Raw genomic sequence first — 15,993 nt, 5'->3', positions numbered from 1 at the left:
ATACTGATTGTCCAAACGGTTGTCTAAGCATGCCGACGCAAAAAATGAATCAGTTAGGTTTTACCATTTGATCAGGAGGGTATATACTTCTGTTGATAACGCTTTTAAAGGGGAGAAGAAAAGTGGATACGATCAAGGTTGGAATATTAGGATACGGATTGTCCGGTTCTGTTTTTCACGGGCCGCTGCTGGATGTTCTGGATGAATATCAAATCAGCAAAATCATGACATCTCGGACAGAAGAAGTGAAACGGGACTTTCCAGATGCTGAGGTTGTACATGAGCTTGAGGAAATCACAAATGACCCTGCCATTGAGCTTGTCATTGTCACCACCCCGAGCGGCCTTCATTACGAGCATGCTATGGCATGCATACAGGCCGGAAAACATGTTGTGATGGAAAAACCAATGACAGCAACAGCCGAAGAGGGGGAAACATTAAAAAGGGCTGCCGATGAAAAAGGCGTATTATTAAGCGTATATCATAACCGACGCTGGGATAACGACTTTTTAACGATTAAAAAGCTGATCTCTGAGGGATCTCTTGAAGATATCAATACATATCAAGTTTCCTATGACCGCTACAGACCTGAAGTTCAAGCGCGGTGGCGGGAAAAAGAAGGCATTGCCACTGGTACGCTGTATGATCTCGGCTCCCACATCATAGACCAAACCCTGCATTTGTTTGGGATGCCTAAAGCCGTGACTGCAAACGTGATGGCCCAGCGGGAAAATGCCGAAACGGTTGACTATTTTCATTTAACCCTGGACTATGGCAAGCTTCAAGCCATTCTATACGGGGGATCAATCGTTCCGGCAAACGGACCTCGTTATCAAATCCATGGAAAAGATTCCAGCTTTATCAAATACGGAATTGACGGACAGGAAGACGCACTCAGAGCGGGAAGAAAACCAGAGGATGACAGCTGGGGTGCAGATGATCCGGAGTTTTACGGACAGCTTACAACCATTCGTGGCTCCGACAAAAAAACAGAAACGATTCCATCAGTAAATGGCTCCTACCTTACTTATTACCGCAAAATAGCGGAAAGCATACGGGAAGGTGCTGCGCTGCCAGTCACTGCTGAGGAAGGTATTAATGTCATCCGCATCATTGAAGCCGCGATGAAAAGCAGTAAAGAGAAACGAACCATTATGCTGGAGCACTAAAACAAAAGCCTCCCCAAATAAGGGGAGGCTTTTTCATTAGAATGTTTTTCCTGCTTCTTTCGCACGCGCAATCGCGTCTTCTTTGATTTGCTGTGCTTTATTAGGCTCCGCATTATGTCCCTCTACGAAAATGCCTTCGAATGATGGTACGCCGAAGAAGTTCATCATGATGCCGATGTAGCGGTGTCCCATTTCCATCTCAGCCGCAGGGCCTTCTGAATAGTAGCCGCCGCGAGCTTGGATATGAATTGCTTTTTTATCAGTCAACAAGCCGACAGGACCTTGTTCTGTGTATTTGAATGATTTTCCTGCAACAGCAACAGAATCGAGATACGCTTTCATCACTGGCGGGAATGAGAAGTTCCATAAAGGTGTAACAAATACGTACTTATCAGCTGATGCAAATTGATCGCTAAGCTCTCCCAAACGGCCTACTTTCGCTTTTTCGCTTTCAGAAAGCTCTTCAAAGCCTGTACCTGACTGAAGCTTTCCCCATCCGCTGAATACATCTGCGTCAATGTGCGGGATGTTTTCTTTGTACAAATCGATATGTACAACTTCATCATTTGGATTTGCTTCTTTGTAAGATTCGATAAATGCTTTACCTGTTGCCATACTGTACGAAGTTGCTTCGTCATGCGGATGAGCAGTGATATATAATACTTTTGCCATTTTTACCAGCCCTTTCGTTTTTAAAAATCACACACCAATTATTATCATACAGATGCATAATGATTATTCTGTCTCTCTTAGACTTTATTATAGAGACAAAGAAATTTACTTTCAAGTAAAACATCTCGAATTAAAGATTATTTAACTTTCCAAACAGCTTACTTTTCAAAAGCTGTTCTCAAGCCTGAATACAGCGCGGACAATTCTTTACTGATTCGAGGATAATGAGGAACATGCGGCACTTGAATATCCGCAGGTATCCTTTTCATGATAAAGGATTGCTGAGCCTGTTCAAAAAACGCCCGCAGCTGGTTGATCTCTTCATCAGAAAACGGAGCAGGCGGACGGCGGTGAGCTTGGGCCGAGAGCAAATAGTACCCTAAGTGCTGAGCACCGGAAATGGCAGGCCAGAGCGCATCAGCATTCGCATGAGGAAACTCTCCAAGCGCCTTGTCATACGCATCCCGAAGCCTGACAAGGCTCACCCTTAACTTGTGTTCGTCGGCTTTCTGCCCGGTTAACAGTTTCTCCATAAACTGCCCTTCCAACCGGATGACGTTCCTCATCAGTTCAGGCAGCCGCTTTGTTGAAAACCGCCGCCACAAAAGCATTGTTCCCAATAGCCCGATCACGCTGCCGACAGCTACGTCCGTCAGCCTCGCTATCATAAAATAACCGGCTCCCGCGCCGCCATGCATACTTTCTGTGATAACAAGCGCATTTGCGGTTAAAAAGGGAACAGCCAGCGCATAATTGCGGACGATCAGCATCTCAAGAAGACATTGCAGCGCTGCAATACATAACGCAATATAAACACCGCCCGGCTTAAAAAACAGGATTGCGCCAGCCAGCATTACCCCGATCACCGTTCCGGCCGAACGCTGAATAGCCCTGTGAAGCGTAAAAACAACAGTAGTGCCAAGCATGACTGCTGCTGCCGAAAGCGGAATCCAATAGGAGCGTGCAAAGCCGAATGCGAGGGCAAACATATCGGCGGCAAACAGAACAATTCCGTACTTTAACGCTCTAATCAAAACCGGAGACTTCCAGTCAAAGGCATTTCTCAAAAAGTAAAAAGAGGATGGCAGGCGGCTCGGTTCCCCGTCAAGCTGCTTATCAAAACGTCCTGAAGCGATATGCAAAACCTCATTGATTTCTTCAAACAGCTTCCGCCTAGGCTCAGATTCATTTTCATTAATCTGAAACGTATTGAAAACCCGTGCATTCGCAAGCATATCTCCGGTTTGGCGAAGTGCCTTTTCAATCTGCGCGGTCTCTCTGTCCGGCGTTTCAGCTGAAAAATGAATAATGGCAATGAATATATCGTCAGCTTTTTCAAGGAGGCGGAAAAATCGTTCATCATGCTGCGATTTTTTCCATTTATCCCCTTTCCCAAGAACCGTTTGGCGGGCTGTTCTAAGCATGAGCACGGTCTGATGCTGTGCGTTATGAAAACCTGGCGTTCCGACGGCTGAAAGACATGCAGCCAGCTGATGATATGTTTTTTGCAACACCGCTTCCTCCGGTCCATGTTTGTTCCATAACCAGCCGATTAGCGCGATGCCCATGGCGAAAATGCCGCCGAGAAACGTCAGTCCCGCTCTGAACAGCGCTTGTGAAGGATCGGCCGGCAGCCCGGAACTGACTAAAAAGGCAAGGACAAAAAACATCGGCGCAGGGCCTTGAATGCCGAGCGCGCTAAAAATAAACATCGCCGCTGCACCGACCAGCCCCAAAACAGCCGCCATTATCCAAAGCGTCCCGGACAAAAGCGTCCCTAAACCAAATGAGAGGGCGATCCCAATAGAAACCAAGAGCAGCTTCAAGGCGCGCTTTTTGTACGATTCACCGCCCGCATATAAATAAACAAAGCCTCCGATACTTGCAATTAATCCGTAATCCGTGTGACCTGCCAATGCACCGACCAGCACAGGAAACCCTGAAGCGAAACCTGATCCGATAGCCTTTTTCCAAGGAAATGGATTTGCATGAATGCGAAAGGCATCCTTCACGATAGGCATGATTCTTTGATTGTTCGCAGCAGTTTTGTTCATTTGACAAAATCCTTTTCAATGAATGTGTAGAACTTTTCCCGTTTCTTCGCTTTAGTATGCCCAAAAACACGGTTAGCTTCTCAATTGGTGCGCCCGATAAAAAAACAGAGACTTATACCGTCTCTGCTTCATTACATCAGTTTATTATCATAAAAGCGGCACCTGTCAGGACTGTTTTGTCCTTCTGCCTTCCTTCAAGAGCAGGTGAATAAAAAATAAAGGATAAATCAATAGATACCCATTAAACAGCCACCACACAAGATCAAAGTCACTGCTGAATGTCCAGAATGATAGCGCCTGCAGACCTGAACAACAGGTCAGCATAAGAGAAATCAGCGCCATCAGCTTCCAGTCAGCACGATTCACCTGCTGTAGGTACAAGCTGTACAACCCTGTGACAGAAATCAGGATATCCAGCGGAAAAAAAGACCAGTTCCAAGCGATCATAAACGGATGGTCATGATGTTTAAAAGCCCAGCTTTCCGGTATGAGCGAAAACCCGGCTGACAACCAGTACAAGATAAAACCGATATCAGTCACGAGAAAAAACAGCTTCATATATCTCATTTGTACTGCCCGCTTTTATGTACCGGCTCAGACACCGCAGCATGCTCGATCAGGTTTAAAGACACAACACCGGCAATAATCAATCCAATTGAAATGACTTTGATGACACTAACATGTTCTTGAAAAAACAAAAAACCAACGACTGTAATCAGGACAATTCCCATCCCTGACCATACAGCATAAGCAACTGATACATCAATGGATTTAAGCGTAAGCGTCAGAAAGAAAAGACTCCCTCCATAAAAGAAAATCAACAGCAAACTGGGAGTAAGCTTTGTAAAACCAGACGATAGCTTCATGCTGACCGTTCCCGCAACCTCAAACAAAATCGCCAAGCATAGAAACACCCAATTCACGTGGCATCAGCCTCCTCATCAGCTGTTATACCGTTAAACAAAACATCTACAATTGATTCAAGTACCTCTCCTGTCGTGAACTGATGTTTCAGTGGATATTCAGGGTCATACACTTGGTTGATGCTCCCTATATACATGTGAATAAACAGGTCCGGATTAATGTTTCTGATTCTCTTTTGCTGTTTGCACTCGTTTAATAATGCTAGGACAATGGCCCATTCTGCCTTAATAAACGTGTCTAATGTAAGCCACGCATCGTAATGGTATTTCTTTAGTTCATTTAATAATCCCATGTTCAGCAGTTCCATCCCCTGCGGAAGGCTGAGCAGCATTTTTTTCACCTTTTCAAGCACATTTAAACTTTCATTTTCATAGATGTCTCTTTCCATTTGCTTCATTTCGGCTAAAAATTGTTCGACAACCGCCTCAACAAGCTGATCTTTAGATGAATAATATGCATAGAGCGTCCGTTTGCTCGTTCCCAGCGCTGCAGCCAAATCATTCATCGTAAATGAAAATCCTTTTTGCTTGATCAGCCGGAAAGTTTCCGCCAGAATTCTTTTATCCATATTAATCCCCCGCTTTCGGTACCAAGAAAACTATTTCGGTACCAATATTATACGGCAGAAATTTATGGAAATCAACAATATATAAAAAACCTCTCCTGTTGGGAGAGGTTTAAAAGACACTGCGGACCAAACCGCCGTCCGCCCGAAGTGCCGCGCCATTGATCGCAGAGGAAAGCGGGCTGCTTAAAAATGTAACGAAGTGGGCGATTTCTTCCGGACGGATCAGTCTTTGAATAATAGATGTCGGCCGGTTTTCTTTCATAAAACGTGCCTCAGCTTCTTGAACAGTCAGGTTTTCACCAGGATACAGCGAGTTCAGCATGGTTTCCACACCCTCTGTTAAGGTAGAGCCCGGCATGACGGTGTTGACTGTGACATTCGTGCCGGTTGCCAGCTCCGCCAAACTGCGGGAAATGGACAGCTGCATCGTTTTTGTCGCACTGTAATGGGCCATTTCCTGTGACGGCATAATCGCCGCTTCACTGGCAATGAAAATCACACGCCCTTCTTTTTTCTCTATCATGTTATGCAAATACCTGCGTGTCAGCCTTACACCGCTCATAATATTCACTTCAAAAAAACGAAACCATTCATCGTCGGGAATATCAAAGTACTCCGCCGGTTCAAAAATCCCTAAATTGTTGACCAAAATATCAACCTCTGGATATGCCTGAAACAGCTCATTGCAGCCTTCTTCAGTTCCCAAATCAAATGCGGCCGGATAAAGAACCGCTTCAGCATGTTGTGTTTTCAGTTCATCTATCGTCTGATTCACTTTCTCTTCCCGGCGTCCGTTAATGATCACTGCCGCACCTTCTTCAGCTAACGAAGAGGCAATAGCTTTTCCGATCCCTGATGTCGAACCGGTCACCAGTGCGGTTTTTCCTTGTAAATTCAGCTTCATTATTCATCCCTCCGTTTTTGATTCCTCTTATTTATTGACAGAAATCTGATTGGTGAAACATCTGCTCTGCAATCAGTATGAAACAGCTGGGTTTGAAATGGAAGTACGCACTTTTTGGTGCCTGTGGTTTGGAGAAAAAATAAAGCAGAACCTCTTAAGAGGTTCTGCTTTATGCTCATTATGTATGGAGACAGCGGGAGTCTATTACCATGGTATAGTTATGTTTTAAAATAGTTACAAACCGTTGATATATAAGCCTTTACGTATGATAAAAAATCAGTTTAAAAACTATAATTTTATATTTTTGTTATCAAAATGTTACCGCAAATGTCATGGACCTACACACATACTCAATGCCTTGAATTCTGCTACGATGCGGTAGGTCCATTTACCGATCGTTCCCCTCCCTCCTCATTTTCCCTGTTCTGGTCCATAATCACCTTATCATTCAACCTAAGGGTAATTTTTACATGATAGCTAACACTTTGATTTGATTTATTTTAAAAATAATTCTTTGTTTATCAATATACTCATTATCTAAATCTACTTTAAAAAATGGAACCGCCCTTGTAGAACTTTCTGCCTGCAAATAAAAAGGGCCTTCACTAGGAAAGGGCCTTTTCCATTCCTCTCTAAAAATGGAGGAACTTGATTCCAGATTGTAATTCTAACATTTTAAAAGCAAAGACAAACATTCCTTTAAAATGGTTTCCGCCAAAAAGTCTCACTAGATATAATTGAATTATGTGCATATGTGCTTTAAAGATAGAGGTGAATATATATGAAATTAACTTTGATCCGCCTGTTGATATGGGGTGTGGGTGATACAGAAAACACAAATGAGCATGACAAATTTTGAACGCAAGTTATATCAGTTTTTTGTTAATATGCGGCTTTACAGAAAAAAAGAAAGACCGTAAAAAGTGAACAGGAAATACGTGATACCACGAAAACCTTATCCGAAAAATGGATTGTTTAGAAAGTCCTACTCGATGAGGACTTCTTTATGAATAGGCTAAATTCTCTTCAAAATAAATTTTACATTTGGTAAAATAATGGATATATGAAGGAGAGTGATTGATACATGTTGCTATTTATAGGTAAATTCATATTGCTCTATATCTTCTGTTCTTTTGCTTATTATTTATTTAAAGTCGCTTATTACAATATTGGTAAAAAATTAGCGCTAAGCACATCGGAAGGAACTAAAGCGAATTGGGTCGCAAACGTGTTTATTAAAAACGGTACTAAGCTAACTGATGGTGATTATTTTATGGTTGCAGTTGTTTCAGCATTGTGGCTTTTACTTAGGTAAAATAACAAGCCTCCCTTTACAGGAGGCTTGTTTTTATTCAGTTGGATAACCATTTGCCTTACAGAAACTCTTAATATATTTGTTTTTGCTAGCAAATTTTCTGCAAGCTTTATTCATCCCAGCGTTATAAACTTCTTTCAAGAATTGTTGAGCTATCCCAGCCAGACCAATTGCAGTAAGAAGAGCAATAAGCTCTTGCAATCCAATATATACTACCCACGGGAGTGCTGGAACAATTGCAGTGGAGGCATCTCCAACTTTGACTTCTTGTCCTTTGTTTTGCTCTAACCATTTAACCTGTTCAGTTGGAATGCTAGCATAAAATAATGAAAGGTTAAAGATTTCATCACCAGTATAACCAATTTGTTTAGCTTTTTCTTTATCTACGCTGTATGTAAAATCATCGTTGAGTTTTAAAGCTTCTTTGACAAATTTCTCTGCTTTCTCAAAATCAGCTTCCGTTGCATGCTTTAATGCCTCGCTTACCTTCTCTTTCGATGTTAAATTGTCCATAATTGATTTTGCTTCTACGGTGTTGGCAGGAGTGCTTAAGAGGACAGTGACTAAAAGGGCAAAAGACGACAAAATGACAATTATGCTACTTTTTAGCTTACTCATTCCTTTAATCATTCCTTTCTACTAATTTGTTACATGCTAAATATTATCATATTTGGAATTTAATTTACATTACAAAACTGTGACATTTAAACTTTTTACACATCAAAAAAGCCCTGCTCATACGAGGGGGCTCAATTATTATGCGGACGATATTTTTTATTTGTTTCAAGCTATTCTTTCAACGCCTCCGCATCTTGCTAGTAAAGACAAACTTGTTCCCTATCTTTTTTTTTACAGCTTCAATGCGTTTGTCACTTATCAATTTACTCATGCGCTGCTTATTTCCCCCTAAAATCTCGGCAACTTCAGAAGTGCTGAGGACCTCAGTTTTCAGGAAGCCTTCAACCTCCTCACGACCGCCGAAACATTAAACACGTATAGTCACCTTTATCCGTCTGCACAACGTGAGGTTATTGGCTTTATGAAAAACGAAAAATTTTAAAAGTGTTACCAAAATGTTACCGCAGTGCCCTCAAAAGCTTTAAAAGCCTTGATAGCACTGCGGTTTCAAAGTATGTATGGAGACGGTGGGAGTCGAACCCACGTCCAGAAACATCGATTACTTAAGCGTCTACGAGCGTAGCCTGCATATTTATGGTTTCACTCATCTTCTTGCCTGCGGGCGGGCCTTCCGAGAGCTAGTCTGTTCATCTCTTCTTACGTTCTCAGACAGGAACGCAAGCGTAGCCTACTTGGATGTGCTCTTCACAGACACATAGGCAATGTCAGGAAGAGCTCGCTGCGCTTATTAGGCAGCTAATGCTACGTTTTGGTTAAAACTGTTAGTTTTGCCAGTTATATTTAAGTGCGTGTTTACGAGATCGCCTCTCGGCTCGCAGCTCAAGCTCGATCCATCCCTGTCGAATCCGTAACGTCCCCTTGGTATAAGGGAAATACGGGAGAAAATATCAAGCTCTCACTCAAACTGGCTATAGTCTTATTATAACATGATCACGGCTCTTTTCAATTGTCAAATCCTTCAAATGAATAGCGACGTGATCTGATCGTGAACACAGTATAGCACAGGCCTGATTTTCGAATCAAGCACTATGCCTTTAGAAGCCTTTTTGACTGTCTCTGAACGCTCTTTCGATTTCCCGCTTCGCGTCCTTGCGCTTCAGATCTTCCCGTTTGTCATAGTTCTTCTTCCCTTTTCCAAGGCCGAGAAGCACTTTGGCAAAGCCGTTTTTTAAATACAGCTTCAGCGGAACGAGAGAATAGCCTTTTTCCTTTGTTAACCCGATCAGCTTATTAATCTCCTTGCGGTGCATTAACAGCTTTCTTGTCCGAAGCGGATCGTGGTTATAGCGGTTTCCCTGCTCATATGGGCTGACGTGCATATTGTGGAGAAACACTTCTCCCCGTTCGATTTTGGCGAAGGAATCCTTAAGGTTTACGCGGCCGGCGCGAATCGATTTGATTTCGGTTCCTTGCAGAACGATGCCTGTTTCATAGGTTTCTTCTATAAAATAATCGTGATTGGCTTTCTTATTTTGAGATAATACTTTTCCTGACCCTTTTGGCATGCCAGAACCTCCTCTCTCTAAGGAAAAACTGTCCACCTTTTGCGATACGCTCTATTTTACCAAATGTCACGTACTGCTACAATGAAAAGATGTTTCCGAAAGAAAGCAAATAGAGCGCTGCGGCCCTATTTGCTGGTTGAGCTGCTATTTCTTCTTTTTCCGTTTCTGTTTCGGAGCATTCTGGAAGCCGCGTTTTTTCTTTTTCTTCTTCGGCTTAGTGAACCACTCCCCTTTTTCCTCAGACGGAGCTGGAGAAACAGGTGTATTGGTGCTTTGAACACGTTTTCTGGCAGGCTTTCCGCGTTTTCTGCTCCGGCTGCTGTCCAATTCTCTCGGACGCCGCGGAGTGCCCTTCATGCCGACAATTTCAAAGTCGATATTGCGCTCATCTTTATTGACATCGACAACCTTGACTGTGATTTCATCCCCGATGCGGAAGACGTTGCCTGTCCGCTCGCCGATCATTGCGAAATGCTGTTCGTCAAAGCGGTAGTAGTCATCTGTCATAAAGCTGACGTGGACGAGTCCTTCAATTGTATTCGGCAGCTCGACGAACATTCCGAAGTTTGTCACAGAGCTGATCATGCCGTCAAACTCTTCACCGATTTTATCAAGCATGTATTCCGCTTTTTTCAGATCATCCGTCTCACGCTCGGCGTCAACTGCACGGCGCTCCATTGATGATGTATGTTCGGCGATATCCGGCAGGCGTTCAGCCCACTTTTCCTGAGTCGCTTCATCGACTTTGCCGTTGATCAAATACGTTCGGATCAGGCGGTGAACGATTAAGTCCGGATAACGGCGGATCGGCGATGTGAAATGCGTATAGAATTCCGTTGACAGACCGAAGTGCCCCAAGCTTTGCGGGTCGTATTTCGCCTGTTTCATCGAACGGAGCATAACAGTAGATATAACCGTTTCCTCTGGTCTGTCACGCACAGCGTCCAGAATGCTTTGCAGCGCGCGCGGATGAATATTCCCCGCCGTTCCTTTCACCACATAGCCAAATGTCGTCACAAATTCTAAAAACTTTTGCAGCTTTTCAGCATTCGGCTCTTCGTGAATCCGGTATATAAACGGGACGTTCATCCAATGGAAATGCTCTGCCACTGTTTCGTTTGCTACAAGCATAAATTCTTCAATCAGCTTCTCGGCGACAGAGCGTTCTCTGATCACAACGTCTTTAACCGCTCCTTCGTCATCAACAAGCACCTTTGCTTCTTTGAAATCAAAGTCAACGGCGCCGCGGTCCATCCGCTTATCGCGAAGAATTTGAGCCAGGCGCTCCATGTCTTTGAACATCGGAACAAGAGGCTCGTATTTTTGCTTCAGCTCTTCATCATCGTCAACAAGAATTTTATTCACATCTGAATATGTCATTCTTTCCGTTGTTTTGATGACACTTTGGAAGATCTCGTGCTCTGTCACCTGTCCCTGACTGTTAATTGTCATTTCACAAGAAAGCGTCAGGCGGTCAACCTTTGGATTTAAGGAGCAGATGCCGTTTGACAATCTGTGCGGAATCATCGGGATGACACGGTCAACCAGATACACACTTGTCCCTCTTTCAAGCGCTTCTTTGTCAATCGGTGAGTTTTCGGTTACGTAATGGCTGACATCAGCTATGTGAACGCCAAGCTTGTAGCTTCCATCATCAAGCTTCGTCACGGTAACTGCATCATCCAAATCCTTCGCATCCGCACCATCAATGGTGACAATCACCTGGTCACGGAGATCACGGCGGTCTTTCAGATCTTTTTCATCGATAGTGTCAGGCGTACTTGATGCCTGTTCCATCACTTCAGCTGGAAATTCACCCGGCAGGCCGTGCTTATGAATGACCGATAAAATATCAATGCCCGGGTCGTTTTTGTGGCCGAGAATGGTTTCAATCTCACCCTCAGCGTTCATGCGGCCTTCAGGATAGCTCGTCAGCTTGACAACAACCTTATGCCCTTCCGCAGCTCCGTTTTTCCCATTTTTCGGAATGAAGATGTCACTCGTGATTTTTTTGTCATCCGGAATGACAAAGCCGAAGTTTCTCGTTTCTGTATACGTGCCGACAACCCGCTGAATCGCTCTTTCTAAAATCCGTATGACGGTTCCTTCCTGCCTGGAGCCGCTTGACTGTGAATTCAGACGAACCATGACGATATCGCCGTTCATTGCCGTATTCAGCTCATTAGGCGGAATAAACACATCACTTAACGACGTATCCTCAGGCAGCAAAAAGGCGAATCCTTTCGCATGCGCTGAAATCTTTCCTTTTATTAAATTCATCTTCTCCGGAATGCCGTAACGGTCGCTTCTCGTCCGTACGATAAGCCCTTTTTCTTCCAAGGCGACTAACGCTTTGACGAGCTCTTTAAACTCCTCGGCTTCCGTAATATTTAACATCTCCTCAAGTTCCTGAACGGTCAGAGGTTTGTACGCCTCTTCCTTCATAAACGAGAGAAGCTTTTCCATAAATGCTTCTTTTTCCATTATCCGACCTCCTGTTGATTACCAATCGAGCTTCTCTAAAAATTCATACACATCCTGATGGACGAGGTCACGTTCTTTGTCGAGTGTAATGACATGCCCTGATTCCTCGTACCATTTCAGCTGTTTATCATCAGTTTCCACTTCGTTGTAAATAATATTGGCGCTTTCGGTATTAATCATGTGGTCATGACGGGCCTGCACCACAAATGTCGGTGAATAAATCATATCGACATTATTCCGCACATCAGCAATTAAGTCTTGCAGCGCCTTGAGGGTATTCATCGGCGTTTTTTCGAATTCCTTCATTTCCTCTTCAATTTGCTCCGGGCTTTTCCCCTCAAACTTTTTGTAATTGCGAGCGTATGAAAGAACGCCCTGATACATGACCTCTTCACTCTTAATATGCATCGGTGCGCACATTGGGACAATTCCCTTTATGGGTACAGTGTAACCCAATTTCAGCGAAAAAACCCCGCCAAGCGACAGTCCGCAGGCAGCAATGCTCTCATAGCCTTCAGATTTTAAGTATTCATAGCCATCCATTACGTTTTTCCACCAGTCTTCGGGCCCCGTATGTACAAGTTCTTCAGGCGGGACGCCATGTCCTTCATATTGAGGCGCGTGGCACGTATAGCCGCGTTCATTCAAATATCGTCCCAGCATCCTTACATCCGCTGTATTTCCTGTAAAGCCATGCAGCAAAAGCACCGCTTTGTCTCCGCCTTTAAATGTAAATGGTTTTGGTGTCACAACTTTCATGCTCATGTCTCCCTTTCTATCTGCACGATCATTTTAGTTTTCCACAGTTTAATCAGAAAAAAACGTTTTGAATATCATCCAGAAACGTGAAAAAGGCCTGACTTCACATCAGACCTTATACAAACATTGCCCTATAGGATATAAGCAAGCGCAATCGTTAACACGAAAAACAAGACTGCCAGCACTACCGTAATGCGGTGCAAAATTAAATCAAGACCTCTTGCTTTTTGTTTCCCGAAGAGCTGCTCCGCTCCGCCTGAAATCGCACCAGATAATCCGGCGCTTTTACTAGATTGAAGCAAAACGACAATAATAAGTGCAATGCTGACGATAACCAATAAGGTAATCAAAACTGCGTGCATCCCATACACCTCCAGACTCACTGGCTACATTACTTCTATTTTACATGAAAAGGGTTGGCATGTCACGCTGTATCAGACGCCAAAAGGCTGGATAAGACGTTTTATCTTGGTTACCCTATTCATATGAAAAGGTCAAAGGAGAAAAGCGATGCCGCTTATCAGCATAGACAGCAGGAAACATCTTTTTTATGAAGAATATGGACAGGGAATCCCTATCATTTTTATCCACCCGCCGGGCATGGGACGCAAGGTTTTTTATTATCAGCGCCTTCTATCCAAGCATTTCAGGGTGATTTTTCCCGATTTAAGCGGCCACGGTGATAGTGATCACATCGATCAGCCAGCGTCTATTTCCTATTACGCAAACGAGATCGCGCAATTCATGGACGCTTTGCACATTGATAAAGCTGTGTTATTCGGGTATTCTGCCGGAGGCTTAATCGCGCAGCATATCGGCTTTAACCGCCCGGACAAAGTGTCACACCTTATTCTGTCCGGCGCCTACCCAGCTGTTCATAACGTAATCGGCCAGAAGCTGCACAAACTGGGAATGTATCTGCTTGAAAAAAACCCCGGTTTGCTCATGAAAATCCTCGCTGGCAGCCACACAAAAGACAGACAGCTTCGCAGCATATTAACAGACCATATGAAAAAAGCAGACCAGGCCCATTGGCATCAGTATTATCTGGATTCGCTTGGCTACAACTGCATTGAACAGCTGCCCCGCCTAGACATGCCAATGCTGTTTATGTATGGCGGCCTGCGGGACTGGACCTTTACGAACGCAGGCTATTACCGAAGATCGTGCAGACATGCCGAATTTTTCAGATTGGAATATCAGGGACATCAATTGCCGACAAAACAATGGAAAACGTGCAATGAGCTGGTGACAGGGTTTGTGCTGACACATCATTCATAGGAATAGAAAACGCTTGGCTTCCTTGCGTTTTTTGTTACTTTATTGACTTTTGTCAATAAAGTCATAGTAAAAAAGATCCTCAAATTTCAAATTAAAATAGTGAAGCATTTTACCGATCACAAGCTGCCCCGGCCGTCTTTCTCCATTCAGCACGCGGCTCAGTGTGGCGGGTGAGACTCCGATTTCCAGCGCAAGCTGATTAAGGGAATAATCGTTATTAACCATATACTGCAAGACATAATCACGTCTAATCTGTATCTTTTCTACTGGCACTTTCCTCACCTTCCATTCCTGAAAAACTTTTTTCTATACTTTTACATTACGGCTTATGTTAACTTTTGTCAATACATTTCCAGTCCACCTATTCCCTTTAGTCAATAAACATACTAAAATATGAGTAACAGTGAGGGACGGGGTGAGATATATGGAAAGCTTTGGCGAACAATTACGGGCATTGCGTGAAGAGAGAAAGTTAACAGTCAACCAGCTGGCGACTTATTCAGGCGTAAGCGCGGCCGGCATCTCCAGAATCGAAAACGGAAAACGGGGCGTTCCCAAACCTGCCACCATCAAAAAACTGGCAGAGGCCTTAAAAATTCCTTATGAGGGGCTTATGTACAAGGCTGGTTACATCGAAGAAGTGCATGAAGCCAAGGCTCCTTATGAAACGAAGTGCAAGCTGCTCGAAAAAGCGGAGGCCTATGACCTGAAAAACCTTGCGCTTCTTGAGAACGAAAAATGGCAATATCTCAATAAAGAAGATTTGCTCATGCTGGATCATTATTTTTCGTTTATTTCAGACGAAGCCAAAAAACGGTCTGCTGATGACTGACTCTTGATAGAAATGTGAGGCGATAGACCATGTCACCGTTCGGACAGCAATTACGGGAGCTGCGCCGCGCCCGCAAACTGACAGTGAATCAGCTTGCGGTGTACTCAGGCATCAGCTCGGCCACCATTTCAAAAATTGAAAACGGCAAACGCGGGACGCCAAAACCCGCCACGATTAAAAAACTGGCAGCCGTCCTGAAAGTGCCGTACGAAAACCTAATGGCCGCCGCAGGCCATATTCAGGCCTTTCCTGAAGAAATCCGCGAAGCATCTGAAAGCTATCAATCCGTTTATGAAATTTACCAGACAGCTGTCACGCGCGGAGCGGAGCACCTCCCGATTTTCAATAGCCGAAAATGGGAACATCTCTCAAAGCAGGATATTGAAAATCTCAGCAAATACTTCGATTTTTTGTCTTCAGAAGCAAAAAAACGCGCCTCTTCCTCATAATCCCCTGTTTCTCTTTCTATATTTTATCAATCACGCTTGCATACCCTCCCTCGTTATTTGCGTTATAATAGTGACAGACGAGGTGAAAAGTATGAACCAATCAGAAATGTGTCCTAGATTTGAAAAAGCAGTCGACATCTTAAGTAAACGCTGGGTCGCTTTAATCGTATTTCAGCTCTTGAACGGGTCTCAGCGATTTAGCGAAATTGAAGCAGCACTTCCAAATCTAAGCGGCAGAGTTCTGTCAGAACGGCTGAAAGAACTTGAGCTTGAAGGAGTAGTGAAGCGGGATGTCATCCCTGAAACTCCGGTTCGCATCGAATATTCATTGACTGATAAAGGAAAGGCACTAGCACCCATATTAGGTGAGATTTCTAAATGGGCGACTGAATGGATTGACCCTTCCTTTCTTGACTAATTGCTAAAACGGTTCTGATC

The 15,993-nt window shown here is 43.9% G+C and carries 19 protein-coding genes and 1 other RNA gene; 6 read left to right on the top strand and 14 right to left on the bottom strand.

Features of this window, described 5'->3' with window-relative positions; all coding sequences use genetic code 11:
• Window positions 1-92 precede the first annotated feature (92 nt).
• Entirely contained in the window at window positions 93-1,169 is a 1,077-nt protein-coding gene (gene iolW, locus M1D94_RS04035) for a scyllo-inositol 2-dehydrogenase (RefSeq protein ID WP_029725934.1), read from the top strand.
• Between the two features lie 36 nt (window positions 1,170-1,205).
• On the opposite strand, the gene azoRB is transcribed toward iolW, so the two are convergent.
• The 6 genes from azoRB to M1D94_RS04005 form a co-directional block, all read right to left on the bottom strand.
• The gene (azoRB, locus tag M1D94_RS04030) at window positions 1,206-1,841 is read right to left on the bottom strand and encodes an FMN-dependent NADH-azoreductase AzoRB (protein ID WP_151870055.1); all 636 of its coding nucleotides are present in this window, start codon (window positions 1,839-1,841) and stop codon (window positions 1,206-1,208) included.
• Between the two features lie 158 nt (window positions 1,842-1,999).
• A complete protein-coding gene (locus M1D94_RS04025) occupies window positions 2,000-3,895 on the bottom strand; it encodes an FUSC family protein (protein WP_167568117.1) in 1,896 nt (631 codons plus the stop codon).
• 165 nt (window positions 3,896-4,060) lie between these two features.
• A complete protein-coding gene (locus M1D94_RS04020) occupies window positions 4,061-4,462 on the bottom strand; it encodes a YvaD family protein (protein ID WP_151870053.1) in 402 nt (133 codons plus the stop codon).
• Window positions 4,459-4,818, bottom strand: a complete 360-nt coding sequence (locus tag M1D94_RS04015; RefSeq protein ID WP_021480607.1) for a DMT family transporter — start codon at window positions 4,816-4,818, stop codon at window positions 4,459-4,461. The genes M1D94_RS04020 and M1D94_RS04015 overlap by 4 nt, the downstream gene beginning before the upstream one ends.
• Window positions 4,815-5,387, bottom strand: coding sequence for a TetR/AcrR family transcriptional regulator (locus M1D94_RS04010; protein ID WP_151870052.1), 573 nt, complete (start codon window positions 5,385-5,387; stop codon window positions 4,815-4,817). The genes M1D94_RS04015 and M1D94_RS04010 overlap by 4 nt, the downstream gene beginning before the upstream one ends.
• Window positions 5,388-5,496: 109 nt before the next feature.
• Complete coding sequence (locus M1D94_RS04005; protein ID WP_003228388.1) at window positions 5,497-6,291, bottom strand: SDR family NAD(P)-dependent oxidoreductase; 795 nt, start codon at window positions 6,289-6,291, stop codon at window positions 5,497-5,499.
• A gap of 1,084 nt (window positions 6,292-7,375) precedes the next feature.
• Here M1D94_RS04005 and M1D94_RS04000 point away from each other — a divergent pair.
• Window positions 7,376-7,606, top strand: a complete 231-nt coding sequence (locus M1D94_RS04000; protein ID WP_021480611.1) for a hypothetical protein — start codon at window positions 7,376-7,378, stop codon at window positions 7,604-7,606.
• 33 nt (window positions 7,607-7,639) lie between these two features.
• On the opposite strand, the gene M1D94_RS03995 is transcribed toward M1D94_RS04000, so the two are convergent.
• The 7 genes from M1D94_RS03995 to secG form a co-directional block, all read right to left on the bottom strand.
• A complete protein-coding gene (locus M1D94_RS03995) occupies window positions 7,640-8,224 on the bottom strand; it encodes a hypothetical protein (protein WP_032726854.1) in 585 nt (194 codons plus the stop codon).
• 178 nt (window positions 8,225-8,402) lie between these two features.
• Window positions 8,403-8,495 (bottom strand): hypothetical protein, encoded by a 93-nt coding sequence (locus tag M1D94_RS03990; RefSeq protein ID WP_250620017.1) that lies wholly within the window; start codon window positions 8,493-8,495, stop codon window positions 8,403-8,405.
• Between the two features lie 245 nt (window positions 8,496-8,740).
• Window positions 8,741-9,103: a transfer-messenger RNA gene (gene ssrA / locus M1D94_RS03985) on the bottom strand.
• 176 nt (window positions 9,104-9,279) lie between these two features.
• On the bottom strand, window positions 9,280-9,750 hold the full coding sequence (smpB, locus tag M1D94_RS03980; RefSeq protein WP_003220025.1) for an SsrA-binding protein: 471 nt from the start codon (window positions 9,748-9,750) through the stop codon (window positions 9,280-9,282).
• A 144-nt stretch (window positions 9,751-9,894) separates the two neighbouring features.
• A complete protein-coding gene (rnr, locus tag M1D94_RS03975; RefSeq protein WP_049139740.1) occupies window positions 9,895-12,234 on the bottom strand; it encodes a ribonuclease R in 2,340 nt (779 codons plus the stop codon).
• Between the two features lie 18 nt (window positions 12,235-12,252).
• Window positions 12,253-12,993, bottom strand: coding sequence for an alpha/beta hydrolase (locus M1D94_RS03970; protein WP_003242610.1), 741 nt, complete (start codon window positions 12,991-12,993; stop codon window positions 12,253-12,255).
• A gap of 131 nt (window positions 12,994-13,124) precedes the next feature.
• Complete coding sequence (gene secG, locus M1D94_RS03965) at window positions 13,125-13,355, bottom strand: preprotein translocase subunit SecG (protein WP_003220028.1); 231 nt, start codon at window positions 13,353-13,355, stop codon at window positions 13,125-13,127.
• Window positions 13,356-13,503: 148 nt separating this feature from the next.
• Here secG and M1D94_RS03960 point away from each other — a divergent pair, with 148 nt between their 5' ends.
• On the top strand, window positions 13,504-14,274 hold the full coding sequence (locus M1D94_RS03960; RefSeq protein WP_049139742.1) for an alpha/beta fold hydrolase: 771 nt from the start codon (window positions 13,504-13,506) through the stop codon (window positions 14,272-14,274).
• Between the two features lie 39 nt (window positions 14,275-14,313).
• On the opposite strand, the gene M1D94_RS03955 is transcribed toward M1D94_RS03960, so the two are convergent.
• Window positions 14,314-14,547, bottom strand: coding sequence for a helix-turn-helix domain-containing protein (locus M1D94_RS03955; protein ID WP_003220031.1), 234 nt, complete (start codon window positions 14,545-14,547; stop codon window positions 14,314-14,316).
• A gap of 151 nt (window positions 14,548-14,698) precedes the next feature.
• Between M1D94_RS03955 and rghR the strand changes: the two genes are divergently transcribed.
• The 3 genes from rghR (at window position 14,699) to catR (ending at window position 15,973) form a co-directional block, all read left to right on the top strand.
• Complete coding sequence (rghR, locus tag M1D94_RS03950; RefSeq protein ID WP_014665397.1) at window positions 14,699-15,106, top strand: transcriptional repressor RghR; 408 nt, start codon at window positions 14,699-14,701, stop codon at window positions 15,104-15,106.
• Between the two features lie 29 nt (window positions 15,107-15,135).
• Window positions 15,136-15,555, top strand: a complete 420-nt coding sequence (locus tag M1D94_RS03945) for a helix-turn-helix domain-containing protein (protein ID WP_167568476.1) — start codon at window positions 15,136-15,138, stop codon at window positions 15,553-15,555.
• Window positions 15,556-15,646: 91 nt separating this feature from the next.
• On the top strand, window positions 15,647-15,973 hold the full coding sequence (gene catR, locus M1D94_RS03940; RefSeq protein ID WP_003242888.1) for a catDE operon transcriptional regulator CatR: 327 nt from the start codon (window positions 15,647-15,649) through the stop codon (window positions 15,971-15,973).
• The last annotated feature ends 20 nt before the right edge of the window (window positions 15,974-15,993 follow it).

This window comes from Bacillus sp. JZ109 (assembly GCF_053903135.1).
This window is presented reverse-complemented; position numbering and strand designations above follow the sequence as displayed.